The 24,690-nt window shown below is 64.0% G+C and carries 25 protein-coding genes; 12 read left to right on the top strand and 13 right to left on the bottom strand.

Translation table 11 applies throughout. From position 1 onward, the window contains the following. Nucleotides 1–9: 9 nt before the first annotated feature. On the bottom strand, nt 10–2,022 hold the full coding sequence (locus tag AC1D1N_RS12255; RefSeq protein ID WP_477348738.1) for a BTAD domain-containing putative transcriptional regulator: 2,013 nt from the start codon (nt 2,020–2,022) through the stop codon (nt 10–12). A 182-nt stretch (nt 2,023–2,204) separates the two neighbouring features. On the opposite strand from AC1D1N_RS12255, the gene AC1D1N_RS12250 reads away from it, so the two are divergent. Then, nucleotides 2,205–2,441: a hypothetical protein gene (locus tag AC1D1N_RS12250; protein ID WP_436261087.1), complete on the top strand. Its 237-nt coding sequence runs from the start codon at nt 2,205–2,207 to the stop codon at nt 2,439–2,441. 43 nt (nt 2,442–2,484) lie between these two features. Here the strand turns inward: AC1D1N_RS12250 and AC1D1N_RS12245 are convergent, their stop codons facing one another. The 3 genes from AC1D1N_RS12245 to AC1D1N_RS12235 form a co-directional block, all read right to left on the bottom strand. Further along, on the bottom strand, nt 2,485–2,865 hold the full coding sequence (locus AC1D1N_RS12245) for a YciI family protein (protein WP_436261086.1): 381 nt from the start codon (nt 2,863–2,865) through the stop codon (nt 2,485–2,487). A gap of 93 nt (nt 2,866–2,958) precedes the next feature. Beyond that, nucleotides 2,959–4,368 carry an ATP-binding protein gene (locus AC1D1N_RS12240; protein WP_477348736.1) on the bottom strand — a complete coding sequence of 470 codons (1,410 nt, stop codon included), beginning with the start codon at nt 4,366–4,368 and terminating at the stop codon, nt 2,959–2,961. Continuing rightward, nucleotides 4,365–5,081, bottom strand: coding sequence for a response regulator (locus tag AC1D1N_RS12235; RefSeq protein ID WP_436262048.1), 717 nt, complete (start codon nt 5,079–5,081; stop codon nt 4,365–4,367). Before AC1D1N_RS12235 ends, AC1D1N_RS12240 begins: the two co-directional genes overlap by 4 nt. Before the next feature lie 259 nt (nt 5,082–5,340). Between AC1D1N_RS12235 and AC1D1N_RS12230 the strand changes: the two genes are divergently transcribed. The 4 genes from AC1D1N_RS12230 (at nt 5,341) to clpS (ending at nt 6,845) form a co-directional block, all read left to right on the top strand. Further along, a complete protein-coding gene (locus AC1D1N_RS12230) occupies nt 5,341–5,643 on the top strand; it encodes a hypothetical protein (RefSeq protein ID WP_112561109.1) in 303 nt (100 codons plus the stop codon). A 37-nt stretch (nt 5,644–5,680) separates the two neighbouring features. Further along, nucleotides 5,681–5,908 (top strand): hypothetical protein, encoded by a 228-nt coding sequence (locus tag AC1D1N_RS12225; RefSeq protein WP_112561108.1) that lies wholly within the window; start codon nt 5,681–5,683, stop codon nt 5,906–5,908. A 160-nt stretch (nt 5,909–6,068) separates the two neighbouring features. Continuing rightward, nucleotides 6,069–6,407 (top strand): hypothetical protein, encoded by a 339-nt coding sequence (locus AC1D1N_RS12220; RefSeq protein ID WP_477348734.1) that lies wholly within the window; start codon nt 6,069–6,071, stop codon nt 6,405–6,407. 132 nt (nt 6,408–6,539) lie between these two features. Next, complete coding sequence (clpS, locus tag AC1D1N_RS12215; RefSeq protein WP_352588371.1) at nt 6,540–6,845, top strand: ATP-dependent Clp protease adapter ClpS; 306 nt, start codon at nt 6,540–6,542, stop codon at nt 6,843–6,845. A 338-nt stretch (nt 6,846–7,183) separates the two neighbouring features. Here the strand turns inward: clpS and AC1D1N_RS12210 are convergent, their stop codons facing one another. Genes AC1D1N_RS12210 through AC1D1N_RS12195 form a run of 4 tightly spaced genes read right to left on the bottom strand, consistent with a single transcriptional unit; the run spans nt 7,184 to nt 14,016 of the window. Then, nucleotides 7,184–9,271 carry a hypothetical protein gene (locus AC1D1N_RS12210; RefSeq protein WP_477348732.1) on the bottom strand — a complete coding sequence of 696 codons (2,088 nt, stop codon included), beginning with the start codon at nt 9,269–9,271 and terminating at the stop codon, nt 7,184–7,186. Nucleotides 9,272–9,275: 4 nt separating this feature from the next. Next, complete coding sequence (locus tag AC1D1N_RS12205; RefSeq protein WP_477348730.1) at nt 9,276–12,101, bottom strand: DUF4159 domain-containing protein; 2,826 nt, start codon at nt 12,099–12,101, stop codon at nt 9,276–9,278. Continuing rightward, nucleotides 12,098–13,012, bottom strand: a complete 915-nt coding sequence (locus tag AC1D1N_RS12200) for a DUF58 domain-containing protein (protein ID WP_477348729.1) — start codon at nt 13,010–13,012, stop codon at nt 12,098–12,100. Before AC1D1N_RS12200 ends, AC1D1N_RS12205 begins: the two co-directional genes overlap by 4 nt. After that, a complete protein-coding gene (locus AC1D1N_RS12195) occupies nt 13,012–14,016 on the bottom strand; it encodes an AAA family ATPase (protein ID WP_436261080.1) in 1,005 nt (334 codons plus the stop codon). The genes AC1D1N_RS12200 and AC1D1N_RS12195 overlap by 1 nt, the downstream gene beginning before the upstream one ends. 146 nt (nt 14,017–14,162) lie before the next feature. Here AC1D1N_RS12195 and AC1D1N_RS12190 point away from each other — a divergent pair, with 146 nt between their 5' ends. The 3 genes from AC1D1N_RS12190 to AC1D1N_RS12180 are packed head-to-tail and all read left to right on the top strand — an operon-like array spanning nt 14,163 to nt 16,692. Then, the gene (locus tag AC1D1N_RS12190; RefSeq protein WP_477348880.1) at nt 14,163–14,792 is read left to right on the top strand and encodes a DUF1285 domain-containing protein; all 630 of its coding nucleotides are present in this window, start codon (nt 14,163–14,165) and stop codon (nt 14,790–14,792) included. Beyond that, nucleotides 14,792–15,424, top strand: coding sequence for a CoA pyrophosphatase (locus AC1D1N_RS12185; RefSeq protein ID WP_112561100.1), 633 nt, complete (start codon nt 14,792–14,794; stop codon nt 15,422–15,424). The genes AC1D1N_RS12190 and AC1D1N_RS12185 overlap by 1 nt, the downstream gene beginning before the upstream one ends. Continuing rightward, complete coding sequence (locus AC1D1N_RS12180) at nt 15,421–16,692, top strand: CCA tRNA nucleotidyltransferase (protein WP_477348726.1); 1,272 nt, start codon at nt 15,421–15,423, stop codon at nt 16,690–16,692. The genes AC1D1N_RS12185 and AC1D1N_RS12180 overlap by 4 nt, the downstream gene beginning before the upstream one ends. 3 nt (nt 16,693–16,695) lie before the next feature. On the opposite strand, the gene AC1D1N_RS12175 is transcribed toward AC1D1N_RS12180, so the two are convergent. From AC1D1N_RS12175 to hemF, 3 genes are all read right to left on the bottom strand, one after another. Further along, entirely contained in the window at nt 16,696–16,881 is a 186-nt protein-coding gene (locus AC1D1N_RS12175) for a DUF1059 domain-containing protein (RefSeq protein WP_477348724.1), read from the bottom strand. Nucleotides 16,882–17,215: 334 nt separating this feature from the next. After that, nucleotides 17,216–17,476, bottom strand: a complete 261-nt coding sequence (locus AC1D1N_RS12170) for a DUF1344 domain-containing protein (protein WP_192258836.1) — start codon at nt 17,474–17,476, stop codon at nt 17,216–17,218. 244 nt (nt 17,477–17,720) lie between these two features. Next, on the bottom strand, nt 17,721–18,635 hold the full coding sequence (gene hemF / locus AC1D1N_RS12165) for an oxygen-dependent coproporphyrinogen oxidase (RefSeq protein WP_436261078.1): 915 nt from the start codon (nt 18,633–18,635) through the stop codon (nt 17,721–17,723). Between the two features lie 112 nt (nt 18,636–18,747). Here hemF and AC1D1N_RS12160 point away from each other — a divergent pair, with 112 nt between their 5' ends. Then, a complete protein-coding gene (locus AC1D1N_RS12160) occupies nt 18,748–19,005 on the top strand; it encodes a hypothetical protein (RefSeq protein WP_006202578.1) in 258 nt (85 codons plus the stop codon). Here the strand turns inward: AC1D1N_RS12160 and soxR are convergent. Then, nucleotides 19,002–19,451: a redox-sensitive transcriptional activator SoxR gene (gene soxR / locus AC1D1N_RS12155; RefSeq protein ID WP_436261077.1), complete on the bottom strand. Its 450-nt coding sequence runs from the start codon at nt 19,449–19,451 to the stop codon at nt 19,002–19,004. The genes AC1D1N_RS12160 and soxR overlap by 4 nt on opposite strands. A gap of 138 nt (nt 19,452–19,589) precedes the next feature. Next, nucleotides 19,590–20,048 carry a tRNA (cytidine(34)-2'-O)-methyltransferase gene (locus AC1D1N_RS12150; RefSeq protein WP_477348721.1) on the bottom strand — a complete coding sequence of 153 codons (459 nt, stop codon included), beginning with the start codon at nt 20,046–20,048 and terminating at the stop codon, nt 19,590–19,592. Nucleotides 20,049–20,493: 445 nt separating this feature from the next. Here AC1D1N_RS12150 and AC1D1N_RS12145 point away from each other — a divergent pair, with 445 nt between their 5' ends. The 3 genes from AC1D1N_RS12145 to AC1D1N_RS12135 are packed head-to-tail and all read left to right on the top strand — an operon-like array spanning nt 20,494 to nt 24,685. Then, nucleotides 20,494–20,883 carry a hypothetical protein gene (locus AC1D1N_RS12145; RefSeq protein WP_112561182.1) on the top strand — a complete coding sequence of 130 codons (390 nt, stop codon included), beginning with the start codon at nt 20,494–20,496 and terminating at the stop codon, nt 20,881–20,883. 27 nt (nt 20,884–20,910) lie between these two features. After that, nucleotides 20,911–22,791 (top strand): ABC transporter ATP-binding protein, encoded by a 1,881-nt coding sequence (locus AC1D1N_RS12140; RefSeq protein WP_477348719.1) that lies wholly within the window; start codon nt 20,911–20,913, stop codon nt 22,789–22,791. A gap of 10 nt (nt 22,792–22,801) precedes the next feature. After that, on the top strand, nt 22,802–24,685 hold the full coding sequence (locus AC1D1N_RS12135; RefSeq protein WP_477348717.1) for an ABC transporter ATP-binding protein: 1,884 nt from the start codon (nt 22,802–22,804) through the stop codon (nt 24,683–24,685). Nucleotides 24,686–24,690: the final 5 nt, after the last annotated feature.

Below are 24,690 nucleotides of genomic sequence, written 5' to 3'. Positions count from 1 at the left end.
CAAGTCGTGTCATTCGGGCAGGCCGGCCAGCCGCAGCGCTTCAACGTATCTGACGAAATAGTCCGGCCTGATTTGCCCCACGCGGTGCTTGAGGTTGGAAAGCGTCAGTTCGGGGTCGAGCCGCAGCGAGCGCGCGATATGCTTGCTCGCGGCATCCAACCTGCCGGCCATGGCATTGCTAGCGGCCGCGACGCGTAGTCCGGTGAGATAATATGGCTGCGCGCGGGAAGCAGCCTCGGCGAGCGGCCAGGCGGCGGCGTAGCGACCAGCCGCGAAATGAGCGAATGCGGTGAAACACTGCATGAAGAAGGTCAGCGGATCGAGCGGGCTCAGCCTCCTTGCCCGCGACAGGTGCTCGATGGCGATGTCCGGATCGTCGTGGCAGGCCTTGAGGCAGCCACTGGCGCTCCAGGCGGCCGCGCAGTTAGGGTTCAGCACGAGCGCGCGGTCGACCAGTGCCGAGCCGGCCTCGTAGTCGCCGATGACATAGCCCAGCGCGAGGCCGCTGAAGGCCAGCGCCACCGCGTCGTCTTGGTCGGCAATGGCTACGTTGCCGGCCAGTCGGGAGACCTCGGCGCTCTCCTTCTGCGGGTCAGTCATCCAGCCATTCGCCATTCGCCAGAAATAGCACCAGGCCGCAGCGCCCTTCGCGGCGGCAAAATCGGGATCGAGCTCGATGGCCTTGTAGAACTGCGGGAGCGCGACCTCCTGCCCCTCCCTCGTCCAGCAGTAAAGGCTCGCCATGCCGCGCAAATAGTGATCATAGGCGTCGAGACTCTCGGTGGGTTTGCGCTTGGCGCGCGCCATCTCTGCCTGTTCGAGCTTGGGCGAAATCGCGCCGATGACGCTGGAAGCGACGAGGTCTTGCAGTTCGAATACCTCCGAGACTCCGCCTTCGAAGCGGTCGGCCCAGAGACTCACACCCGCCGCCGCCTCGATGAGTTGGCCCGCCACGCGCAGCCGGCTGCCGGCCTTACGGACGCTGCCCTCCAGCACGTAGCGCACACCGAGTTCCCTCGCCACGCGCGTGACGTCGACCGCCTGGCCCTTGTAGGCGAAGGCGGAGTTCCGCGCGATCACGAACAGCCAGCTCACATGCGATAGCGCCGTCGTGATCTCCTCGACCACGCCGTCGGTGAAATAGTCTTGCTCGGCGTCGCCGCTCATGTTCTGGAATGGCAGCACCGCGATCGACGGCTTTTCCGGCACCGAAACGGTAGGGCGCAGCGGCTCCACCTTCGCTTCCAGGCGGGAAAGTCCGATCTCAGGCGGGCCGCCATCGGCCATGGGTTCCTTCAAACGCCCCATGTTGGGCGCTTCGATGCGTTCGACCAGCGCCCGCGTCGCCTCTTCTGGCTCGACTCCGAGCTCACGCTTCAGTGCTTCCTTGCAGGCCAGAAACTGGCGGAAGGCATCGTTGGTCTTGCCGTGGCGGTGGAGGATGCGGATCAGGGCGCGGTGGGCCTGCTCGGCGCATGGGTCGAGAGTCACCAGCCGTTCGGCCAGTCTTTCACAGGCCTGTTCCTCGCGCGAACCGAGTTCCGGCAAAAGGCTTAGCCGCTCGACCAGGTCCAGCGCCTTGCGGGTATAGTTCGCCCGAAGCGGCGCAAGCCACTCGTCGATCTCGTGTGAGAATGACAGCCCGTCGAGCAGGTCGCCCCGGTAGAAGTCGGCCGCTGCGGCGAGGCTCGCACCGTCATCGGCCTGAATCTTCCGGTCGAAAATCCAGATGTCAGCTTCATCGGCGTTCGCCGCCAGCCAGATGGTGTCGGCATTGCCTTCGATGCGAATGGTCTCGTCGCCGGCGGACGGAAACAGCCGCCTGATGTCGACCAAGGCCTGGCGCAGGCTATTTCGCGCCTGCTGCTCGCCGCTGCCTGCCCACAGCATCGCCGCCACCCTCTCGCGGCGAAGGCCCTTGGGCCCAGCCAAAACGAGCGCAGCAAAGAGCAGCGACGTCTTGCGCGTCGCGAAATGCAGAGGTTCCCCGCCTCCAGAGACAACTTCGATGTCCCCAAGCAATCGGATATGCACCCCGACCCCCGTGAAACAGCCCCCGACAGAATATCACGTCCCGCTGTCGACTTAACGACGATTTAGCGCTTCCATCCGCAGTTTTTTCTGCCGTTTCACGCCTGGATGAACATTGGCAAAGCGAGCCGATGGGACATTGCCCTCGTGAGTTCGAAACAGGGAGAATGACAATGACCTACATCGGCCTCAGGACCTTCCAGCCGACTTCACGTTTTGCCGACTCGCTCGCTGCCCATGTCACGACCGTCATCGCCGGGCTTCGGCGCCGGTATCAGGACGCCATGCAACGCAGGGCTTTGGCCGGCCTGTCGATATCGGAACTGAAGGACTTCGGCTATCCAGCCGATGAAGCTCCCGCCGATGTCGCAGCTTGCGGCCGCATCGCCGGGCGCAGTTCGCTGCAATGACCCCTCTTGTGCGTGCTTTCTGGAATTGCCTTGCAGGCCCTTCTCATCCCGCGCCGGAGGCAAGCCGGGTGCCAGGCAGATAGAGCAGGATCGGGCGGATTTCGTAGACTGCCGAAGGGTTCACGCGCCTCAGGTCACGCGCCGCCGCGATGGCTTCATCCTGGGTGGCGCAGTCGAGCACATACAGACCCAGCAATTGCTCCTTGGTCTCGGCGAATGGACCGTCGATGACGGTGCCTTCTCCGGGACCGCGCAGCGTGACGGCGTCGGCGGTCGCGCCCAGCCTTGCCGCCGGCCCGAGCTTGCCCTCACGGGTCAGTCTGGCATTGACCTCGAGCAGGTCGTGCATCAGCGCCGCATCCTGCTGCGGCGTCAGGGACTGGATGGTCTGTTCGACGTGATAGGCCAGGATGGCGTAAAACATGCGGCGATCTCCTCCTGTTCGAGCGGCCGCACTATTGCAAGGTTGGGTTGGCCGATCCAGCCCCAGTGCCCATCGAGACGGTAGTCTGCTGCCTTATGCCGCCAGCGGCAGGCTGAGTTCCGTCAGCAGGCCGCCGCCGGGATGGTTGGACAGATGGACCTCGCCGCCGGCGGCACGCGCAATGTTGCGGGCAATGGTCAGGCCGAGGCCAAGGCCGCCGGTCTGGCGGTTGCGCGACTGCTCCAGCCGCACGAAGGAACCGAACACCTGGTCGAGCTGCGCCTGCGGGATGCCCGGTCCCTCGTCGCGGATGACCAGCGTGATCGTACCGTCCGACTGGCGCAGGCTGAGATGGGCCTTCTTGCCGTAGGTCACGGCATTCTGGACGAGGTTGTTGACGCAGCGCTTCAGCGCCACCGGCCGCGCCATGCAGATCATGCCACGCGGCCTGGCGCCGTCATGGTCGAACGAGACGTCCTCGAAGCTGTCGGCGATCGATTCTACCAGCGACCAGAAATCGATCCGCTCGCTCCTCTCCTCGGTGACTTCGAAAGTGGCAAAGTCGATGACGGAGCTGGCGATGCTCTCGATGTCGGCGAGGTCGTGGGCCAGCGCCTCGCGCGCCGTCGATTTGCGCAGGAGTTCGAGTCGCAGCCGCATCCGGGTCAGCGGCGTGCGCAGGTCATGCGCGAGTGCTGCCGCAAGATGCTCGCGGTCCTCGACATAGTCGCGCAATCTGACCTGCATGGCGTTGACGGCTTTGGCCGCGGCGCGGATCTCGCGGCTGCCGGTCTCGGCGATCGGCGGGCTTTTCAGATCCGTGCCGATCCGGTTGACCGCCGTTTCCATCATCCGGTAGGGCGCGGTCAGCCGGCGCAGAGACCAGATCGACATGATCACCACCAGGGCCGCGATAAGCGAATAGAGCGGCAGGCTGTCGAAACTCAATATCGGCCCGACCGGCGTGTTGGGCTCGGTGAAATTCAGCCATTGGCCGTCGGCGAAGCGGACCGATGCCGTTAGCTTGTCACTCTGGGCGAAGCTCGCCGCCAGTCCCAGGAGGTCGCGCTCCACCGCACCGACATCCTTGGTGAGCACCACACCGCCAGGCGTGTTGGCCGCCTGCGATGCAGGATCGCGCCGGACGCGTGCGTCGGTGATGCCGAATTTCGACAGCCGTCCGACCAGTATGTCCTCGAGCTCGGCCAGTTCGTCGTCGCCGGCGATCGACGAGGTGACCGCGGGCGTGTCCGAAACGGTCAATGCATAAGTGGCGTTGAACAGGCCGGACGCCGTCAGCTTGCGCTGATCGGGCGTGTCGTCATGCATCAGCTGCACCAGCGAATAGGCGCGGTCGTTGAGCCGGTAGAGATCGACCTCGTCATTGGCGACGGCGCGGTCGCGCGAGACGATATAGAGGGTGGCAACCTGGCTGATCAGCAGGCCGGCAATGACGATGAGCAAAACCCAGACTGGCAGGGTTTGCGGCAACAGGCGTCTCATTCGGAGGTGGTCTCGGGCAGGAACTGGTAGCCGCCGCTGCGCACCGTCAGAATCAGTTTCGGCGTCTTGGGATCGTCTTCCATCTTGCGCCTGAGACGGCTGACCAGAATGTCGATGCTGCGGTCGAAGGAATAGTCGCTGTCGCCACCGGAAAGCTCGATGAGCTGGTCTCGGGTGAGCACGCGCTGTGCGCTCTTGACGAAGGTCTGCAGCAGGTTGAACTCCGCCATGGTCAGCTCGACCCTGACGTCGCCCGGCGCCATCAGCCGACGGCGCGAACAGTCCATCGTCCAGCCGGCGAAATGGTAGATCTGCTTGGTGCTGGCGCGCTTCGGCGAGGCAGCGCCATTGCGCCTCAGCACGGCGCGGATGCGGGCCAGAAGCTCGCGCGGATCGAAGGGTTTGGGCACATAATCGTCGGCGCCCATTTCGAGGCCGACGACGCGGTCGGTGGTCTCGGTGACCGCGGTCAGCATGATGATCGGTGTCGAATAGCTGGCGCGCAGGTCGCGGCAGAGCTCCAGCCCGCTCTTTCCCGGCAGCATCACATCGAGAACGATCAGGTCGACCTGCGTGCGGCGCAGTATGTCTTCCATCTCGATGCCGTCGGCGGCAACCGTGGTGCGCAGGCCGCGCTTCTGGAAGAATTCCTGAAGCAGGTCGCGAATGCCCTTGTCGTCGTCGACGATCAGTATGTGCGCATCGGATTTCACGGCGATCCCTGTCATTGTTGGCGGGCCAGTCGGTGGCCGCCCTTGAGTCTGCTTTTGGCGACGTCACCCACACGATAGAATTCTGGCCACATGTTGGCCAGCGGCGACGATCGCCTGCACAGCCGATTTGCCAGAAACAATCCAGAAACAAAATTCTATAGTCCGGAAAAACTTCCGAAAAAAATCAAGGGCATAAAGGGTGCCGTGGCGGTCAGGACATCGGCTGCGACGCTAGTCTCCGGAGTAACGGACATTACCAATGCACAGGTTCACGATCAGCTTGATGGGTGCGCTGTTCAGCATTTCGCTCGTCACGGCCGCGGTCGCAGCCTCTAGCGCAAAGGTGACGCCGATCACAAGGAGCGAGCGCTGCATCGATCTCAATCGCCAGGTAGACGAAGCCCTCGAAACCCATGCCGCGGCAACGCAGGTCACCGCGGCGAAAGCACTGCAAAGAAAGGGAAACCGGTTCTGCGCCAACAAGAAACAGGCACAGGGTATCCGGATGCTCGCGAACGCTTTGAAGCTGCTTGGAGTGACACCGATCGACCCGGTTCAGTGACACTCAAACCGACCCGCACAAAAAAGGAAATGAAGCCATGAAAAAGTCCATCCTCTCCGCCACCGGTCTCGCCGTCGCTCTCGCTTTCGCAATGCCGGCTCTGGGCAATGCCGCTGCCACCACGACCGCTGCTCCGGCTGCCTCGACGACCGCTCCGGCGACCACGACCGCCAAGCCCCCGGTGAAGAAGGTCGTCGCCAAGAAGCCCGTCAAGAAGCACAAGAAGGCCAAGAAGGTCGTCAAGAAGGACGCTCCGAAGGCCTGATCCAGACCAACCCAATAGGGTTGTCTGTAACAAGGCCGCTCCAGCACCCCCCCGGCTGGAGCGGCCTTGTCGTATCTGACAAGCATGATTATCCCGTTGATGGGTGCCGGCCACCAGGAATTTAACCCGTTTGCAATGCCGGTCCGATAGGACAGCCAGCATGAAGAAGCGGCTTTCATCCATTCTGCGCTCGATGGCCATTGGCGGCCTTGTGGCCTCGGCTGTGGTCAGGGTGCTGATCCAGTTTACCGCCAGCCCGGTGCCCGATCCGGTGAGCGGGCGCACCGAGCCGTCGCTGTTCGCGCCGGCTATCTCCAGCAACTGGCAATACATAACGCCATGGCAGAGCCTGCTGCTTACGGTGCTCACCGGCGGCGCGCTGGCCTGCTTTGCCGGCTGGCTCGCTGTCGCCTGGATGGTGCGCAAGGCAGATGCGGCCACGTCCGCCTCAGCAGGGCAATTCCACGCTCGTCGCACCGTCGACCGCCAGGGCCGTTGAACCGTACCGGACAGTTCCTAAATTTGTGAATGGCAGCACTCCCGGGAAGCCGGTTTCGCGCGCCGATCAAAATGGACGACTGCTTTCCCCCATGACAAAGTGAGAGCGACCCTCGCGCAATGCCGGTTTCCGATGCCTGAGATCACCTCCAAACCCCGCACCAAGACCAAGCCGCAGACCGAGCGGCCGAAGCTCTACAAGGTCATCCTCATCAATGACGATTTCACGCCGCGCGAATTCGTGGTGACGGTGTTGAAGGGCGAGTTCAAGCTCAGCGAAGATCAGGCGCGCCGGGTGATGATCACCGCCCACCAGCGCGGCGTCTGCGTCGTCGCCGTGTTCACCAGGGATGTCGCCGAGACCAAGGCGACCCGAGCCACCGATGCCGGCAAGGCCAAGGGCTATCCGCTGCTGTTTACGACAGAGCCGGAGGAGTGAGGAGTGGTCGCCCGTAGGGCGATCAATCGACAATGATTTGTCGATTGAAACGACGAACGCCCGGAGCCATAGCGGAGGGCAGGGCCGGTCGTGAAGGCAAATTCATGAGAGTCGGCGGAGAAGGCGGCCCTTCGCAGGCTCCCAGCCCTTCGGGCGTTCAGCCCCTTCAAAAGGTCCACTGGACCTTTTGATCCGCCCGAAGGCGGACCGGGTCTTCACCGTTCGAAGCTCGAAAAGCCAAGCAATTGGCTTTTCGTCCGCTACGCGGATCACTTCTCACCCCCTCATCCGCCCTCGGGCACCTTTTCCCCGTGAACGGGAGAAGGAATGGAGCGCCACTACCTTCCCTCTCTGTACCACATCGCGCCCATGGCCAGCAGCAGCAGGCCGAGGCCGAGGAAGCCGCCGAACAGCGGCACGCGCGAGACGGCTTTGAGCACGCTGTCGTCAGTGGTGCGCAGGCCGATCCAGTCGGCACCCGAGGCCGCGCCCGAGGCGCGGACCGGGACGATGGAGGGCAGGGCGACACTACCGGTGAGTTGGCCAAGGGTCGAGGACGCCGCCAGCCGGCGAACGCTGCCGCCGGTGGCTTCGGCCGGCGCCTTCAGCCGGTCTTCAGTGGAGATGACGTCGGAGAATTCCGGCGCGTTGACTGGGCCGACATGGGCAAGTGCGGTCAGGTCGCCATTGCCGATCTGGTAGAGGCCGATCTCCTTGGTCTCGATGCTGCCGAGGAACACGCCGGGCTCGGATTTTTCCAGCTTGACGATCAGCGCCTTGCCTGAGGGGGTGATCACCTGGGCCGGGCCGGGGTCGTCGCTCATCGTCTGGCGGCGGATTTCCAGCACCATGCCGCGGCCGTCGGCGGTCAGCCGCTCTTCCTCGAGCTCAGGCTCCTTCATCAGCCAGTGGGCGATGCGGCGGTAGAGCTGGACATGCGGGCCGCCGCCCTCGAAGCCGCGCGCCCATAGCCAGCCCTGATCGGACAGAAGCATGCCGACACGGCCTTCGCCCTTGTGGTCGAGCAAAAGCAGGGGACGGTTTTCGGCGCCCTTCATCACCACTTCGCCTTCGGGATTCTGCACGCCGATGGTGCGGAACCAGCGGCTCCAGTGCGGCGGCTCGCTCGCCGAACCGTCGAGGCCGCGCGTCACCGGATGGCGCTGGCCGAGATCGGTGAGGCGCGGATAGAACGCCTTGTCGATGACTTCGCCTGTCGGCATCGCCGGCAGCGAAGACATTAGCGGCGTGCGGGCGATCGAGGCGTCGCCGGCATATTCCGGCCCGGCGGCGATCAACAGAGCACCGCCCTTTTCCACATATTCGGAGATGTAGTCGTAGTAGAGGATAGGCAGCACGTCGCGGTGCTGGTAGCGGTCGAAGATGATGAGATCGAAATCCTTGATCTTCTCGACGAACAATTCGCGCGTTGGGAAGGCGATCAGCGACAATTCGTTGATCGGCGTGCCGTCCTGCTTTTCCGGCGGCCGTAAAATGGTGAAGTGGACGAGATCGACCGAAGCGTCGGATTTCAACAGGTTGCGCCAGGTGCGCTCGCCGGCATGCGGCTCACCGGAAACCAGAAGCACGCGCAGGTTTTCGCGAATGCCGTCGATCAGCGCGATGGCGCGGTTGTTGGCGTCGGTCAGTTCGCCCGGCTCGCGGTCGATCGAGAGTTCGACAATGTTGCGGCCGGCGCCAGGAATGGTCACCTGCAGCGGCATGGGCTGGCCAATGGTGGCCTCTTCGACCGCGACCTGCTCACCATTGACCGAGACGCGCACATCGACCGGGCCGGTTTCGCCGTCCGTGGCGATGACGCGGTAGGTCATGTCGAGCGGCTTGCCGACGAGACCGAAGCGCGGCGCGTTCTCGAAGCGGATGCGGCGGTCCTTTTCGTGCTCATTGCCGGTGATCAGCGCGTGCAGCGGCGCGTTGAAGTCGGGGGCAGCCGGCGGCGCGTCATGCACCTCGCCATCGGTGATCATGATGGCGCCGCCGATGCGCGATGGCGGCACGTCGCGGAAAGCGCCTTCGAGGGCTGCAAAAAGCTTGGTCTCGGTGCGCTCTTCGGCGGCTTCGGACTTGCCGGCCTCGACGACGCGCACGTCGAACTGCTTGAAGCGGGCAAGGCGCTGCTGCAACCCTGCCAGCGCTTCGTCGGTCTGCTTGGTCCGGTCGCCGATGTCCTGGCTCTGGCTGCGGTCGACGATGACGGCAACGACGCTTTTCAACGCCTCGCGCTCCTCGTCGAGGAAGACCGGGTTGAGCAAGGCGGCGCCCAGCGCAATGAGCGCGGCGAAGCGGAAGATCGCGCCGCGCTGGCGAAACCACAGGCCGACAGCCGCGAGCAGCAGCAAAGGCACCAGCACCATGGCCAGCAGCGGCCAGGTCAGCAGCGGTTCGAAGGAGATCGACCAGTTCATGATCTTACTGCCCCAGCCGTTCGAGCAGGATGGGCACGTGCACCTGATCGGATTTGTAATTGCCGGTCAGCATGTACATCATGATGTTGACGCCGGCGCGCAGCGCATAGATGCGCTGCATCGGATCCGACGGCACGGTCGGCAAAAGCGGGTCGCCATTCTCGTCGACAGCCCAGGCGCCGGCAAAATCATTAGCAGTGATCAGGATAGGCGAGACACCGTCGCCGACGCGCACCGGCCGGTTCTCGGCGTTGCTGGCGTCGAGCGAGGCTTCCACCCAGAGCGGGCTGCCGGCGAAGCGGCCGGGAAATTCGGGCAGGATGAAGAAGGATTTGGTCAGCACATGGTCGGCAGGCACCGGCTCCAGCGGCGGCACGTTGAGATTGCCGAGGATGTCGCGCAATCGTTCCGTCGCCGGGCTCGCCGAATCGACGCCGATGCCGTTGGCAAACTGGTCGCGGGTGTCGAACAGCACCGTGCCACCCTGCTGCATATATGCGTCGATGCGGGCGATCGCGGCCTCGCTCGGCATCGGCGCGGAAGGGTCGATCGGCCAATAGATCAGCGGATAGAAGGACAGCTCGTCTTTCGAAATGTCGACGCCCGCCGGCGCGCCCGGCTCAAGCGCGGTCTTCTCGATCAGGAAACGGGTCAGGCCCTCAAGGCCGGCGCGGCTGATCGAATCGTCGCCTGGCACGCCAGTCAGCACATAGGCGATGCGGGTCTTGGCAATGTCCTCGATGGCCGCGGCGTCGCCCGGTTTGGCATCGTCGGCGCGGGCGAGGTCGGCATGGCCAAACAACACGCCGAGGCCGAGCAGCAGCGCAGCCGTCGTTGCCGCAGCCGTGCGGGCGCGGCGCGGCCGACGTGACAACAGCCCGCCCATCCAGAACACCGCCAGCGTGTCGAGCAGCATCAGCACAAGTGCTGCGGTCACCAGCGGACCCTTGAGGTCGCGTGATTCATCGAAAGCATACTGGACATTGGTCACCGGCACCGTGAATTGCGGACGCACCAGCGGCGCGAAGACGGTGGCCGGATCAAGCAGATTATGGGCGAAGACGCCGGTTTCGGAGCCGTAGAGACCGGGCGGGTTCTCGAACGTCACAGGCAGCGGGCCAGCGACGGGTACCAGCGGCCGTGCGTCCGGCGTCGGCGGCACCAGCGCGCCGTCGGCCGCGATCATGCGATAGGGCGCCAGCGACGTCGCGGCGGCTTCGGCGTTGGCGACCGCCGCGCCCTGGTTGCGCGACAGCTGCACGATACGCCGCAGCATTTCGACGAAGCTGCCGGAGATCGGCAGCGTCGACCATGTCGCCTCCGGGGTGACATGGAACAGGACGAGCGTGCCCTTGCCCTTTTTCAGCCCGGTCACCAGCGGCGTGCCGTCGGCCAGCGTTGCCCAGGTGCGCTCGACGATATCGGGCGTCGGCTCGGCAAGGACCTGCCGGCTCACCGTGACTTCGGCCGGCGGCGCGAGGTCGGCAAAGGGGCCGTTCTTCGGGAATTCGGTCACCGGCTGCGGCGTCGTCCATGACAGGGAGCCGCCGAGCGAACGCTCGCCGGTGCGCAGTCGGACCGGCAGAAGGTCGTCGTCGTTGCCGGCGGCGGCCAGCCGTGACCCGGCGAAGCGCACCAACGTGCCGCCATTGTCGACCCAGTCGACCAGCCGCTGACGCACCTGTGGCGGAATGGTACCGATATCGGCCATGACGATCATCGCCGGCTTCTGGTCGAGGAGCTGCGGGATGGCGTCGGCGAGGTCGGCGCTCGACGGTTCGACCAGATCGGCGAAGGGCTGCAGCGCGCGCCTGATATAGTAGAGCGGCGACAGAAGCGGCTGCGCCTGGTCGGCCTCGGCCTGCGACAACAATCCGACGCGGCGGCGCTTCGAGCTTTCATCGAGCACGCGCACCGCACCCGCCTGGTGCTCGCCATCAAGGGCGATCGAGGCGAAGTCGTTGCGCAGCTCGAACGGCACCGCCATCGTGCCGGTGGCGGTGGTCTCGCTGGGTGCGAAAGTCAGCGTCGCATCGGCGATGCGCCGACCCTTGTCATCAAAGGCGCCGGCGGTGACCTGCGCCGGCGCTGGATCGCCGGGTGCGCGAATGGCGGTCAGTGCAAAGCCATCGACCTGGTTCTCGGCGCCGGTGAGGCCGGTCAGCGCCAGCCGGTCGGAACTGGCCCAGACAACACGGTCGGCTTTTTTCGACAGCAGCGTGTTGAAGGCGGCCTCGTCGCCTTTTGCGGCGAGGCCGTCGGCGAGAACGGCAACGCTGGCGCCGGGCAAGGTCTCCAGCACGCCGGCAACACGGGCATAGACGGCAGGACGGTCAGTCGGGATTGGCCGCGGTTTTGCCGCGCGCAGCCGGTCGAGAGCGGTTGCGGCGTCGAAGGGGCCGATCTCGGCATTCGGCTTTTCGGCGGTGAAGGCGATGACGACCGGCACGCCGTTCGAGCCGGCATCGGCGATCAGCCGCTGCGCGGTGGCGACGCGTTTGCCCCAGTCGGCGGCACTTGCCCAGTCATTGTCGATGACCAGTGCCAAGGCTGCCCCCTCTGCCGGCAGTTTTTCGCGCGGGTTGAAGACGGGTTCGGCCAATGCCGCAACGATCAGGGCCGCCATCAGCAGCCGAAGCAGCGTCAGCCACCACGGGCTCTGCTGCGGCGTCTCCTCGCGCTTCAGCACGCGGGCGAGGATCTTCAGCGGCGGGAACACCTCGGTCTGCGGCTTGGGCGGCGTCAGCCTGAGCAGCCACCAGATCACCGGCAGCGCCAGCAAGCCCCACAAGACCATGGGAGCACCAAAGGAGAGCGGCAGCCAACTCATGCGCTGGCCCTTCCGGCGAACGCGCCATCGGCGGTCATCGCCATATGGATGCGCACCAGTGCCTCGGAGGCGAGGCGATCGGTGTGGTTGACCGTATAGCTCCAGCCGAGGCGCTTGCACCAGCCGGCCAGCTCCTGGCGGCGGGCGGTGTAGAGCAGGCGATATTCATCGCCGAGCATTTCCGCGCGACCGGCGGTCAGCTTGTCGCCGGTCTCGGGATCGGTGAATTCGGTGCGGCCGGCATAGGGGAAGGTCTCCTCGGCCGGATCGGCGACCTCGATCAGATGCGCACGCACGCCATGGCGGGCCAGCACGTCGAGCCAGGCCATGGTCTCCTCGACCGGATCGAGGAAATCGCTGACGATGACGATGTCGCAGAAGCGGCGGATGCCGGACAGGTCAGGCTTCGCCGGCGGATCGGCGGCGTGCATCAACTGCGCTGCGATGCGCTCGGCGCCGTTGCGGGCGGTGAACGGATCGGTCAGACCGGGCCAGGCGATGCGCTCGCCGCTGCGCGACAACAGTTCGGCCATGGCCAGCGCCAGCACCAGGGCGCGCGATTCCTTGGACACGCTGGCGCCGGTCGATTTGTAGAGCATGGAAGGCGAGGGGTCGGCCCACAGCCATACTGTATGGGCGGCCTCCCATTCGCGGTCGCGCACATAGGTATGGTCGTCGCGGGCCGAACGGCGCCAGTCGATGCGCGAGGAATCGCCTTCGACATAGGGGCGGAACTGCCAGAAATTCTCGCCGATGCCGCGCTTGCGGCGGCCATGCCAGCCGGCAATCACCGTGTTGACGATGCGGCGCGCTTCTACCAGCAGGTCCGGCACCAGCGAAGCCCGCAACCGGCCCCTGGCGAGCGCGTCGCGCGTCGCTGCCGGTGTCTGGACTTCGCCGATATGCGCCATCAGATGCCTTTGGCCAGTTTCGCCACCACGTCACGCACGGTCGTGCCCTCGGCGCGGGCGGCAAAGGTCAGCGCCATGCGATGCTGCAGGACAGGCTCGGCCAGCGCGCGGATGTCGTCGACCGAGGGTGCCAGCCGTCCGTCATAAAGCGCTCGGGCGCGGGCGCAGAGCGTCAGCGCCTGACTGGCGCGCGGGCCTGGACCCCAGGCGACGTGCTTGTCGGTCTCGGTATTGCCCTGGCCGGGGCGCGCCGAGCGCACCAGCTTGAGGATGGCGTCGACGACGCTTTCCGGCACCGGCATGCGGCGGATCAGCGTCTGGATCTCCTTCAGCCGCACAGGCTGCAGGACGTTTTGCGCCTTTGCATCCTCGATGCCGGTGGTTTCCAAGAGGATGCGGCGCTCGGCCTCGATTTCGGGGTAGAGGATGTCCACCTGCATCAGGAAGCGGTCGAGCTGCGCCTCGGGTAGCGGATAGGTGCCTTCCTGTTCCAGCGGGTTCTGCGTCGCCAGCACATGGAAGGGCGCCGGCAGGTCGTGGCGAACGCCGGCGATGGTGACGTGATATTCCTGCATGGCCTGCAGCAGCGCCGACTGGGTGCGCGGCGAGGCGCGGTTGATTTCGTCGGCCATCAGCAATTGCGCGAAGATCGGGCCGGAGATGAAGCGGAAGGAGCGCTTGCCAGCCTCGTCCTGCTCCATCACTTCGGAGCCGAGAATGTCGGACGGCATCAGGTCGGGAGTAAACTGGATGCGGCGCGAATCGAGGCCGAGCACGACGCCGAGCGTCTCGACCAGCTTGGTCTTGGCAAGGCCTGGAACGCCGACCAGCAGCGCATGGCCGCCGGCGAGCAGCGCCACCAGCGTGCGTTCGACCACCGCTTCCTGGCCGAAGATGACGCGGCCGACGCCGTCGCGGACCCTCGAAATGTCCGCCAGCGCCGCCTCCGCCTGGGCGATCATGTCCTTTTCGTTGATCGGGCTTTCCTTGACCATAACGCTCATGCCGCATCGATCCTTGTGCTGGAAGTACCGGCTTGCACTGTAGCAGTGCCGCAGAATGCCGCGATTCGGCCTCGCCTGGCGCCTGCATTCAACTTAAATCACAGACTTAGGCTGACAAGCGGAACAACAGTGACTATTTCGTGACCATGACGGAACGCTCCGAACATCGCGAACAAAGCCTTACCGGTGCCACAGAGGCGCGCGGCCTCGAGGCGCTGATCTCGCGCGCCACCCGCGCCGGCAAGGGCGCGGCACCGGTAGAGCGTTGGAATCCGGACTTCTGCGGCGATCTCGACATGGAGATCAAACAGGACGGCACCTGGTTTTATCTCGGCACGCCGATCGGCCGCATGCCCCTGGTGCAGCTGTTTTCCACCGTGCTGCGCAAGGACGAGGATGGCAGGACCTATCTGGTGACGCCGGTGGAACGGGTCGGCATCCGCGTCGTCGATGCGCCGTTCATTGCCGTCGAAATGAACGTTTCCGGCGCCGGCGCCGAGCAGACCATCACCTTCCGCACCAACGTCGGTGATGTCGTCGAAGCCGGGCCCGGCCATCCGCTGCGTTTCGTCGACGAGGACGAGACCGGCGGGCTAAAACCCTATGTGCTGGTGCGTGGGCGGCTGGATGCGCTGGTGACGCGGCCGGTAATGTACGAACTGGTCGAGCATGGCGAGGAGATCGAAATCGGCGGCAAGACAATGTTTGCCGTGCGCTCGAAGGGCGAGGTCTATCCGATCATGCCGACGGAAAAACTGAAGCGGCTGAGCATGTGATGGATCAGGTGACGCCGGCAGCGTTTTCCACAGCGGATTTTCGGGCGCGTGTCGCGGCGCAAGCTGAGGCCCATGCCGGCGACGACTATGGCGACCATCGCTTCAACCCCGGCCATCCCCGGTTAAAGCAGCTGAAGGCGCTGCGCGATGCCGCTGTGCTGATCCCGGTCGTCGACCACGGACGCGATGCGACCGTGCTCTTGACCAAGCGGGCGGAAAAGCTGCGCAGCCATTCCGGGCAGGTGGCTTTTCCCGGCGGCACCATCGATCCGACCGATCCGACCCCGGAAGCAGCGGCCTTGCGCGAAACCTTCGAGGAGATTGGGCTTGGCCAGGACCGCATCGAGATCATCGGCCGCATGCCCGATTATGTCGCCGGCAGCGGCTATCGCATCGCCCCTGTGCTGGCGATCGTGAAGCCCGGTTTTACTCTGTCGCTCAACGCCGACGAGGTCGATGCCGCCTTTGAAGTGCCGCTCCCGTTCCTGATGGATCCGGCCAACCACACCAGGGACAGCCGCATGTGGAACGAGCTCGAATGGTTCTTCTACGAAATGCCCTATGGCGGCCAGCGCATCTGGGGCGTCACCGCTGGCATCATCCGCACGCTCTATGAAAGGCTCTATGCTTGAGTGATCCGATATCGCTGGCGGGCAAGGCTGACTGGCTCGGTGAAAAACATCTGCAGCGGCTGCTTGCCGTGCTGGCGCAAGGCGGTGAAGAAGCCCGTATCGCCGGCGGCGCGGTGCGTAATGCGCTGATCGGTCAGCTGGTTGCAGACATCGATATTGCCACGACCTGCCTGCCTGAGGAAACCATCCGCCGCGCCGAAGCGGCGGGCTTCAAGGCGGTGCCGACCGGCATCGAACACGGCACGATCACGGTGATCGCCGGTGGCGCGCCCTATGAAATCACCACGCTGCGCGCAGACATCGAGACCGACGGCCGCCGCGCCAAAGTGACGTTCGGCCGCGACTGGAAGGCCGACGCCGAACGGCGCGATTTCACCATCAACGCACTGTATGCCGAGGCCGACGGCACGGTCATCGACCTGGTCGGCGGTGTCGGCGATATCGAGGCGCGCAGGCTGCGCTTCATCGGCGATGCCGAGCAGCGCATCCGCGAAGATTATCTGCGCATCTTGCGCTTCTTCCGCTTCTTCGCCTGGTATGGCGACGGCCGGCCCGATGCTGAGGGACTGAAAGCCTGCGCCCGGCTCAAGGACGGGCTCGAAAAACTCTCGGCGGAGCGCATCTGGTCCGAGCTGAAGAAGCTGCTGTCGGCGCCTGACCCATCGCGCGCGCTGCTGTGGATGCGGCAGGCCGGCGTGCTGACCGGCGCCCTGCCGGAGAGTGAAAAATGGGGCATCGATGCCATTCACGGGCTGACAAAGACCGAGAAGGATCTGGGCTGGGCGCCGGATCCGCTGCTCAGGCTGGAGGCCATTGTGCCGCCCGATGCGGCGCGGATGACGGTATTGGCCGAGCGGCTGAAACTGTCCACCAATGAGGCGGAGCGCCTGCGACACTGGACGCTGACGGGTGCCATCGAACCGAAGACGAGTGAAGCGGAGCTGGCAAAGCTGCTTTATGCAGGCTATCGCCAGGGCTTTGTCGATCGCTTTCGGCTGTCGCTCGCCTCGGCGCGGGCGCGCGCCGTCGAGGACAATGACGCGCTTGTCCAGGCTGGTGGTTTTTCGCGCCTGCTGGCCTTTGCGCTGAAATGGGAAAAGCCGGTATTTCCGGTCAAGGGTGCCGATCTGACCACGCTTGGCGCGTCGCCGGGGCCGAAACTCGGCGCGATCCTGAAAAACCTCGAAAAAGAATGGATCGGCTCCGGCTTTTCGCTCGATCGCGACGCGCTGCTTGAGCGCGCCGCGGAGGCGTTAAGGGCCAGTTGAGCCTCAGGCCGCGTCGCGAACCTTTTCGATGCGCGAGCGGATCGCTTCGATCATCGTCTCGCGGATCACTGTTTCGCCATGCGTCTCGCGCATGTGGTCGACGGCACGGCGCATCACCTCGGCTTCCTCGTCGGCACGGGTGTGCCACCCACAGCCGGGAACCAGCGAGCCGCAATGGAATTCCTTCATGGGTTTTTCTCCTTTCCTCCTGGGAGCCTGCGCCTCTCACGGGCACGAAGCTCCGCCACCTTTGTTCCGCGCCCTGTCGTAGCAGTCGGTTTTGAGGGCACGTATGGGGGAACAAGCATAACACGGTTCGGCGGTTTTGGTTGCCGCTAAAGCGCGTCGCGTCGAAGCGGATTCACGCGACGCGCTTTAGGCCTTTGATTTTATGCATGTCATTTTCCCAGAACCGAGGTCACTTCTGGCTGACATGCATAGGCGAAAAAGGCGGAGCAGCGCTGCTCCGCCTCTCTACGCTACCCCAGAGCAAGACCAGCTTGGTCTTGTCCCGACAGGGCCGTCACTTCACGATCTTGACGGACTCGGCAACTTTGTTCTTGCCGCTCATGTCCCAGGAAACGCGGACCTTTTCGCCGGCCTTCAGGCCAGGATCCTTGAAGGTCTTGGGCAGCGTAAAGGTCGATCCATCGTCCAGAACAAGGCTCATGGCCGTTCCATCATAGGTTTTGACCGTGCCCGTGGTGTGCTTGACCGCGGCAAAGGCAACCGAGCCTGAAGCGAGAAGGGCAGCGGCGGCTGCCGTTACAATGAGCTTTCGCATGGTAAGTACTCCTGGAAAATGCGGACATCCGTTTCTTGAGAATGCTCCGCCTTGTTCAGGGCCGTCCGGTAGCGTCGTGTCGCGGTTCGGGACTGAATCGCCGGCGCTTCCCGGCCCGGAAACGACAAATAGTCGTTTTATTTCAATTGCCTATTAGACGAAAAAGATAATTCGTGCGCCACATTGAATGCCAAAATTCGGCGAATGGGACGCTTTTGCGGCTCACGCTTCGCTCACCGATTTGTTACGGCCACCTGACCTCCGGCGGCAGGCTGGACAGGATCGAGGCGACATTGCCGCCGGTCTTCAGGCCGAAGATGGTGCCGCGATCGTGAAGAAGGTTGAATTCGACATAACGGCCGCGGCGGATGAGCTGTTCGTCGCGGTCGTCATCGGTCCAGTTTTCGTTGAAATGGGCTCGAACCAGGTGGCCGTAGACGACGAGAAAAGAACGCCCGACATCCTGGACGAAATTCAAATCGGCATTCCAGCCGCCTTTGTCCTCGCCCGAATGCAGCCAGTCGAAAAAGATGCCGCCGACGCCGCGCGGCTCGTTGCGATGGGGCAGATAGAAATACTCGTCGCACCAGGCCTTGAATTTGGGGTGATCGGCAACGGCGGCATTCTTCTCGCAGGCGAACTGCATGGCGCGGTGGAAGGCGACCGTGTCGGGGTGATCCTCGGTGCGGTTGCGGTCGAGCACCGGGGTCAGGTCGGCGCCGCCGCCGAACCAGTGGCGCGACGTCACGACCATGCGGGTGTTCATGTGCACGGCCGGCACGTTGGGGCTCCAGGGATGCGCGATCAGCGAAATGCCTGATGCCCAGAAGCTCGGGTCTTCCTCGGCGCCGGGCATCTGCTTGCGGAATTCCGGCGAGAACTCGCCATAGACGGTGGAGGTGTGGACACCGACCTTCTCGAAAACGCGGCCACGCATCATCGACATGGTGCCGCCGCCGCCCTTGCCCTGGTCGCGCTCCCACGGCGTCTTTTCGAAGCGGCCGGGAGACCAGGCGGCCAGCGGCCCCTGCAGTTCCTGCTCGATCTGCTCGAAAGTGGTGCAGATGCGCTCGCGCAGCGTCTCGAACCACAGCCTGGCCTTCATCTTCTTTTGTTCGATGTCGGCCGGCAGGCCTGCCGGTATTTCTGGTCGTTCCAAAATCAGGTCTCCGGTCGCAGCCGACAAATGACTCGTCTTTTTAGGGCGCGATCCCTAATCTCTTAAGGGCAAGGGTCAAGTGTCATCTGGTCAAGGCCCCAGGAGTTCTTTCATGCGCACCCCGGCAAGACCGCCGCTGGATGGCTTGAAGAAGCGGCTCGACCGTTCGCGCGCCGAGCGCGAGCGCATGCCGCGCGACGGTTTTCTGCGTGAAACCTTCGTCCTGCCGCGTTCGGATGCGCGGCTCAAAGCCAAGGAATGGTTCGAACGCTTTCCCAAGCAGGCCTACTGGACCGAGATCGAAAGCTGGTTCGAGCGGCCGGGAGATGTGATCGAATTCACCATAAGGCGGCTGCCTGCAGCGGATTAGGGTTCGGCCACCAGCAGTCGCCTTGCGCCAGGTCCTTGCGCACTCAACCGGTCTTCCCTGTTCCTTAGCGGGCATTTGTCGATCGACATGCAGCCGCAGCCGATGCAGTCGGTCAGGCCATCGCGCAGCTTCTTCAACTGGCTGATCTTGCGGTCGAGGTCGTCGCGCCAGCCGGTCGACAAGAGGTTCCAGTCCTCACGCGTCGGCGTGCGGCCTTCGGGCAGGGATTGAAGCGCCGCCGCGATCTCGGCCAGCGAGATGCCGACCTCCTGCGCGACCCGGATGATCGCCACCCGCCGCAGCACGTCGCGGCCATAGCGCCGCTGGTTGCCTGACGTGCGGTGGCTGCGGATCAGCCCGCGCGCCTCGTAGAAATGCAGCGCCGACACCGCCACGCCGCTGCGCATGGCCACCTGGCCAACCGTCAATTCCTTTACCGGAGCCATTTCGACTTTTCCGCTTGACCTCAACTTAAGTTGAGCTTGTAGCCAAGAAATGTCGATAGGGCAATTGAGGAGAAGGCGATGTGCGCCTGGGTGAGAATGACGCAAGAAATAAAGGCCGTTCGCGACGGCGACGAGGAATTAGCCGAGCTGCCGGATGGCTTCGCCGGCGACCATGGCGACGGACAGCGCGACGTTGATGCTGCGTGTGCCCGGCTGCATCGGGATCGTCAGCCGCGCATCCGCCACCTGGTGGACAGGATCTGGTACCCCAGCCGATTCTCGGCCGAACAACAGGATGTCGCCGGCGGCGAAGTTGAAGCCCGTGTAGGCGGTCGCGGCTTTGGTGGTGAGCAGCACCAGCCGGCGCTCGCTCGCTTGGCGCCAGTCCTCGAAGGCGTTCCAGTCAACATGCCGGGTCAGAGCGGCCATTTCGAGGTAGTCCATGCCGGCACGTTTCAGCGCTTTGTCGGAGAGCGGGAAGCCGGCCGGCTCGACAATGTCGACGCCAAAGCCAAGGCACGCGGCGAAGCGCAGGATTGTCCCGGTGTTGCCGGCGATGTCAGGCTGGTAGAGGGCGATGCGGAGACGGTGGTTCATTTCCGCGTCTTTCTAATAAGTGGCAGATCGGCCACAGCGGGCTCCTGGTTTTGGAAATTGCTGGACCTGCGGGTGGTCATTTTCTGCGAAGTCGATTATACCGCACGCATTGTCAACCCGAACCGATGGAGGGGTATTTCATGATGGCCATGCACATCCAGCGCCCCTCCCGTGGGCTTACCTGCCTGCCGGCGGTTTCGGTACGACGATTTACCTGACTTCCTAGATCTGATCGCACCGATTCCCGCCGAACCCAGTTTTCGGCTTTCGAAGGAATCCTGCGATGTTTTTCAACCTGTTGAAGGGGCCAAGCGCCCCAGTTGAGCGTGTCCTGACCGAGGTGTCCCCTCGTGTCCCGACCGATGCAATCCGTGCCTCCGGCCGAATGCCAGCGCACGACATTGCTTCGCCTTTTTATCTCTATTTGCACACGGAGGACGGACCGATGTTCGATCCCTACAAAATACCTGGTTCAAGAAGCCTGCACGAGCGCAAGACGGCGACCTGGGCGTTGCTGATCGGCGAGACCTACTCGTCGGCGGTTCACGCCGAGACGCGCCGGCGCCCGCATCGCGGCATGCTGCCGGACGTCGATTTCTCGCGCGCGGTTCCTGACCACAGCCGGCCGTCGCTGGTGCGCCGGATCATCCGGCTGATCCGGCCGGGCGCGAAAAGCCGGGCTGGCGGCGGCGTGCCGTCAGGTCAGTCGAACGTGCCTGTCGGCGAAAAGCCCGCAAGTCCCTATATTGCGCGAAGCAGGACCGATGGCCCGGGTGATTCCGGGCCGTCGGTCCCTGACGCCGTACGCTCCGGGGACTTTTCCCGTGCCGCGTGAGCGGACAACAGTTTTGTGAGCATCACTATGTTTAGCTGGTTTGAAAAAAGGCTCGATCCGTTCCCCGCAGCGGAACCGGTCGAGCCGCCGAAGACGCTGGTTGCCTTCTGCGTGCATTACACGCGTGGCGCGTGGCCCTACATCATCGTCGATGCGGTGCTGGTGACGGCGATCGCGGTGGCCGAAGTGTGGATGTTCGGCTTTATGGGCCGCATCGTCGACTGGCTGTCCGGGCAGAATCGCGAAACCTTCCTGCAGACCGAGAGCTGGAAGCTCGCCGGTATGGCCTTCGTCGTGCTGTTTGCGCTGCCGGGCACGGTATGGCTGCATTCGCTGCTCAACCAGCAGACGCTGATGGGCAACTACCCCATGCGCATCCGCTGGCAGGTGCATCGCTATCTCTTGAAGCAGTCGATGAGCTTCTACCAGGACGAATTCGCAGGCCGCATCGCCACCAAGCTGATGCAGACGGCGCTTGCCGTGCGCGAATGCGTCATCAAGGTGATCGACGTCCTCAACTACGTCATCGTCTATTTCCTCGGCATGCTCTTCATCGTCGGTTCGGCCGACTTACGGTTGGCAGCACCGCTTGGCGTCTGGCTGCTCGGCTATATCGGACTGTTGCGCTACTTCATCCCCAAGCTGGGCAAGGTCGGCGAGGCGCAGGCCAATGCGCGCTCGACCATGACCGGCCGCGTCGTCGACAGCTACACCAACATCCAGACGGTGAAGCTGTTTTCCCATGCGCGCCGCGAAGCTACGTTCGCGAGAGAAGGCATGGCCGGCTTCCTCGACACGGTCTACCGGTCGATGCGGCTGGTGACAGTGCTCTACGGTCTGCTCTACATCCTCAATGCGTTGCTGCTGTTCTCGGTCACCGCGCTGGCGCTGTGGCTGTGGCTTGGCCAGGCGGTGACGATCGGCGCCGTCGCCGTGGTCATCGGCCTGGTGCTCAGGATGTGGGGCATGTCGCAGTGGATCATGTGGGAAATGTCTGGCCTGTTCGAGAACATCGGCACGGTGCAGGACGGCATCGCCTCGATCTCGCTGCCACGCCTGGTCGAGGACCGGCCGGGGGCGAGGGACATTGCCGTCACCAAGGGTGAGATTCAGTTCGACGATATCCGCTTCCACTACGGCAAGCAGAAGGGCGTCATCGAGAGCCTGTCGCTGACGGTGAAGCCCGGCGAGAAGGTCGGCATTGTCGGCCGCTCTGGTGCGGGCAAGTCGACGCTGGTCAATCTCTTGCTGCGCTTCTACGATTTGGAGAGCGGCCGGATCCTGATCGACGGCCAGGAGATCGCGTCGGTAACGCAGGATTCGCTGCGCGCACAGATCGGCATGGTAACGCAGGACACTTCGCTGCTGCACCGTTCGGTGCGCGACAACATCCTCTATGGCCGGCCCGATGCCACGGAAGAGATGCTTGTCGAGGCAGCCGGGCGGGCCGAGGCGCTGGAGTTCATCGCCGGGCTTTCGGACCACACTGGACGCAAAGGGCTCGACGCTCATGTCGGCGACCGCGGCGTCAAATTGTCCGGCGGCCAGCGGCAACGCATCGCCATAGTTCGCGTTATGTTGAAGGACGCACCGATACTTATCCTTGACGAAGCGACCTCGGCGCTGGATTCCGAAGCCGAGGCCGCCATCCAGGAGAATCTCTACAAGCTCATGCAAGGCAAGACCGTCATCGCCATTGCGCACCGGCTGTCGACCATTGCGGCGATGGACAGGCTCGTCGTCCTCGACAAGGGCCGTGTCATCGAGGAGGGGTCGCACGAGGAACTCGTCGCCAGCGGCGGGCTCTACGCGCAGCTCTGGCAGCGTCAGTCGGGCGGGTTCCTGCTCGACGACGGCCCGGTCGACGCCGCCAATGACGCTGTGGCCAAGGGAGAAGCCGCAGAGTGATGACATCAGCATGATGACAGCCGTCTATCGCTGGTTCGAGAACTGGGTCTATCCGTTCAGGGAGCCGGCGAATCTTCGGCCACCATCAAGCGTCGGCGGCTTCCTCTGGTACTATGTCGGCCAGGCGAAGTTCGCCTTCTTCGCCATGCTGGTCATCGGCGGCATAGCGCCGCTGATCGAGGCCGGGCTGTTCTACTTCGTCGGGCGGCTGGTCGATATTCTCGACCAGCTTCCCGGTGAACGCAGCTGGCATGCGCTGTGGACCGCTGCCGGGCCCGAGCTTGTCTTCATGGTCGCGGTGGTGCTGGTTATCCGCACCGTCGTGGTCGGCTTGTCGGCGCTGGTCGACGAGCAGACGATTACGCCGGGTTTCTACAATCTGGTGCGCTGGCAGGCGCACCGGCATGTCTCGCGCCAGTCCTACACTTTCTTCCAGAACGATTTTGCTGGCCGCATCGCGACAAAAGTCTGGCAGGCGGGGCAGGCGACCGGCGACCTGATGGAGAGCTTCATCGAGGTCATCTGGTTCATGCTCATCTATACGGTGACGACGCTGGCGCTGGTCGCTGGGCTGGATCTGCGCCTGGCCGTGCTGGTGGTGGTCTGGATTCTCGCTTTCGCCTGGCTGGCCAAGCTCTATCTGCCCTCGATCCGCAGGCATGCCGAGGCCACGGCCGAAGCTGGTTCGATGATCAATGGGCGCATCATCGATTCCTATTCCAACGTGCAGACGTTGAAGCTGTTCTCGGTCGATGGCGACGACCGCTACATCAAGAACGGCTTCGACATCTATCTCGACGCGCTGCGGCCTTTCACCCGCCGGCTGACCGGCGTGCGCATGGCGCTGACGACGCTGTCGGGCATCATGATCTCAGCGATTGGCTGCTTTGCCGTCTATCTCTGGGTCGAAGGGTTGATCACCGTCGGCGCCGTCGCTTTCACGCTGTCCCTGGTCTTGCGGCTCAACATGCTGCTCGGGCGGGTGATGATGCAGCTCAACGGCATTTTGCGAAACCTCGGCGTGCTGGAGAACTCCAAGGCGCTGATCTCGCAGCCGCTCGGCCTCATCGATGCGCCCGACGCCAAGGAGCTTGTCGTGGCCGGCGGCCGCATCGACGTGAAAAATGTCGAGTTTCATTACGGCAAGGGGTTCGGCGTGCTCAACGGCATCGACCTCGTCGTCAGGCCCGGCGAGAAGGTCGGGCTGGTCGGACCGTCCGGTGCGGGCAAGACGACACTCGCCAACCTCATCCTGCGCCTCTACGACCTCGAGAGCGGACAGATCACCGTCGACGGGCAGGATGTGTCAGAGGTGACGCAGAATTCGCTGCGCGCCAATATCGGTGTCGTCAGCCAGGACACCGCGCTTTTCCATCGATCGTTGCGCGACAACATCAAGCTCGGCATGCCTGATGCAACCGACGCCGAGGTGGTCGCAGCAGCGAAGAAGGCCGAGGCGCATGATTTCATCCTCGGTTTGCGCGACAACCGGGACCGTGCCGGCTACGAGGCCTTTGTCGGCGAGCGTGGCGTCAAACTGTCTGGCGGCCAGCGCCAGCGCGTGGCGATCGCCCGCGTCTTCCTCAAGGATGCGCCGATCCTGATCCTCGACGAGGCGACATCGGCGCTCGATTCCGACATCGAGGCGGCGATCCAGGAGAATCTGGCAAGGCTGATGGAGAACAAGACGGTCATTGCCATCGCGCATCGGCTGTCGACCATTGCCGCACTCGACCGGCTGGTGGTGCTGGACGGCGGCCGCATCGTCGAACAAGGCACGCATGATGAGCTGGTGGCGCAGGACGGGCTCTATGCGCGGCTGTGGAAACGGCAATCCGGCGGCTTCCTCTATCACGAGGAAAGCGTGCTGGAAGAGACGCGGCCGGCGGAGTAAAACGC

Source organism: Mesorhizobium sp. P2_B5 (assembly GCF_056404775.1).
The sequence above is the reverse complement of the archived record's forward strand: the minus strand, read 5'-3'. Positions and strand labels throughout refer to the sequence as shown.

Excerpts from the sequence above, each read along its gene's own strand:
- AC1D1N_RS12250 (WP_436261087.1), top strand. The coding sequence starts at position 2,205 with ATGACCTACATCGGCCTCAGGACCTTCCAGCCGACTTCACGTTTTGCC.
- AC1D1N_RS12245 (WP_436261086.1), bottom strand. The coding sequence starts at position 2,865 with ATGTTTTACGCCATCCTGGCCTATCACGTCGAACAGACCATCCAGTCC.
- AC1D1N_RS12240 (WP_477348736.1), bottom strand. The coding sequence starts at position 4,368 with ATGAGACGCCTGTTGCCGCAAACCCTGCCAGTCTGGGTTTTGCTCATC.
- AC1D1N_RS12230 (WP_112561109.1), top strand. The coding sequence starts at position 5,341 with ATGCACAGGTTCACGATCAGCTTGATGGGTGCGCTGTTCAGCATTTCG.
- AC1D1N_RS12225 (WP_112561108.1), top strand. The coding sequence starts at position 5,681 with ATGAAAAAGTCCATCCTCTCCGCCACCGGTCTCGCCGTCGCTCTCGCT.
- AC1D1N_RS12220 (WP_477348734.1), top strand. The coding sequence starts at position 6,069 with ATGAAGAAGCGGCTTTCATCCATTCTGCGCTCGATGGCCATTGGCGGC.
- clpS (WP_352588371.1), top strand. The coding sequence starts at position 6,540 with ATGCCTGAGATCACCTCCAAACCCCGCACCAAGACCAAGCCGCAGACC.
- AC1D1N_RS12210 (WP_477348732.1), bottom strand. The coding sequence starts at position 9,271 with ATGAACTGGTCGATCTCCTTCGAACCGCTGCTGACCTGGCCGCTGCTG.
- AC1D1N_RS12205 (WP_477348730.1), bottom strand. The coding sequence starts at position 12,101 with ATGAGTTGGCTGCCGCTCTCCTTTGGTGCTCCCATGGTCTTGTGGGGC.
- AC1D1N_RS12200 (WP_477348729.1), bottom strand. The coding sequence starts at position 13,012 with ATGGCGCATATCGGCGAAGTCCAGACACCGGCAGCGACGCGCGACGCG.
- AC1D1N_RS12195 (WP_436261080.1), bottom strand. The coding sequence starts at position 14,016 with ATGAGCGTTATGGTCAAGGAAAGCCCGATCAACGAAAAGGACATGATC.
- AC1D1N_RS12190 (WP_477348880.1), top strand. The coding sequence starts at position 14,163 with ATGACGGAACGCTCCGAACATCGCGAACAAAGCCTTACCGGTGCCACA.
- AC1D1N_RS12185 (WP_112561100.1), top strand. The coding sequence starts at position 14,792 with ATGGATCAGGTGACGCCGGCAGCGTTTTCCACAGCGGATTTTCGGGCG.
- AC1D1N_RS12175 (WP_477348724.1), bottom strand. The coding sequence starts at position 16,881 with ATGAAGGAATTCCATTGCGGCTCGCTGGTTCCCGGCTGTGGGTGGCAC.
- AC1D1N_RS12170 (WP_192258836.1), bottom strand. The coding sequence starts at position 17,476 with ATGCGAAAGCTCATTGTAACGGCAGCCGCCGCTGCCCTTCTCGCTTCA.
- AC1D1N_RS12160 (WP_006202578.1), top strand. The coding sequence starts at position 18,748 with ATGCGCACCCCGGCAAGACCGCCGCTGGATGGCTTGAAGAAGCGGCTC.
- soxR (WP_436261077.1), bottom strand. The coding sequence starts at position 19,451 with ATGGCTCCGGTAAAGGAATTGACGGTTGGCCAGGTGGCCATGCGCAGC.
- AC1D1N_RS12150 (WP_477348721.1), bottom strand. The coding sequence starts at position 20,048 with ATGAACCACCGTCTCCGCATCGCCCTCTACCAGCCTGACATCGCCGGC.
- AC1D1N_RS12145 (WP_112561182.1), top strand. The coding sequence starts at position 20,494 with ATGTTCGATCCCTACAAAATACCTGGTTCAAGAAGCCTGCACGAGCGC.
- AC1D1N_RS12140 (WP_477348719.1), top strand. The coding sequence starts at position 20,911 with ATGTTTAGCTGGTTTGAAAAAAGGCTCGATCCGTTCCCCGCAGCGGAA.
- AC1D1N_RS12135 (WP_477348717.1), top strand. The coding sequence starts at position 22,802 with ATGATGACAGCCGTCTATCGCTGGTTCGAGAACTGGGTCTATCCGTTC.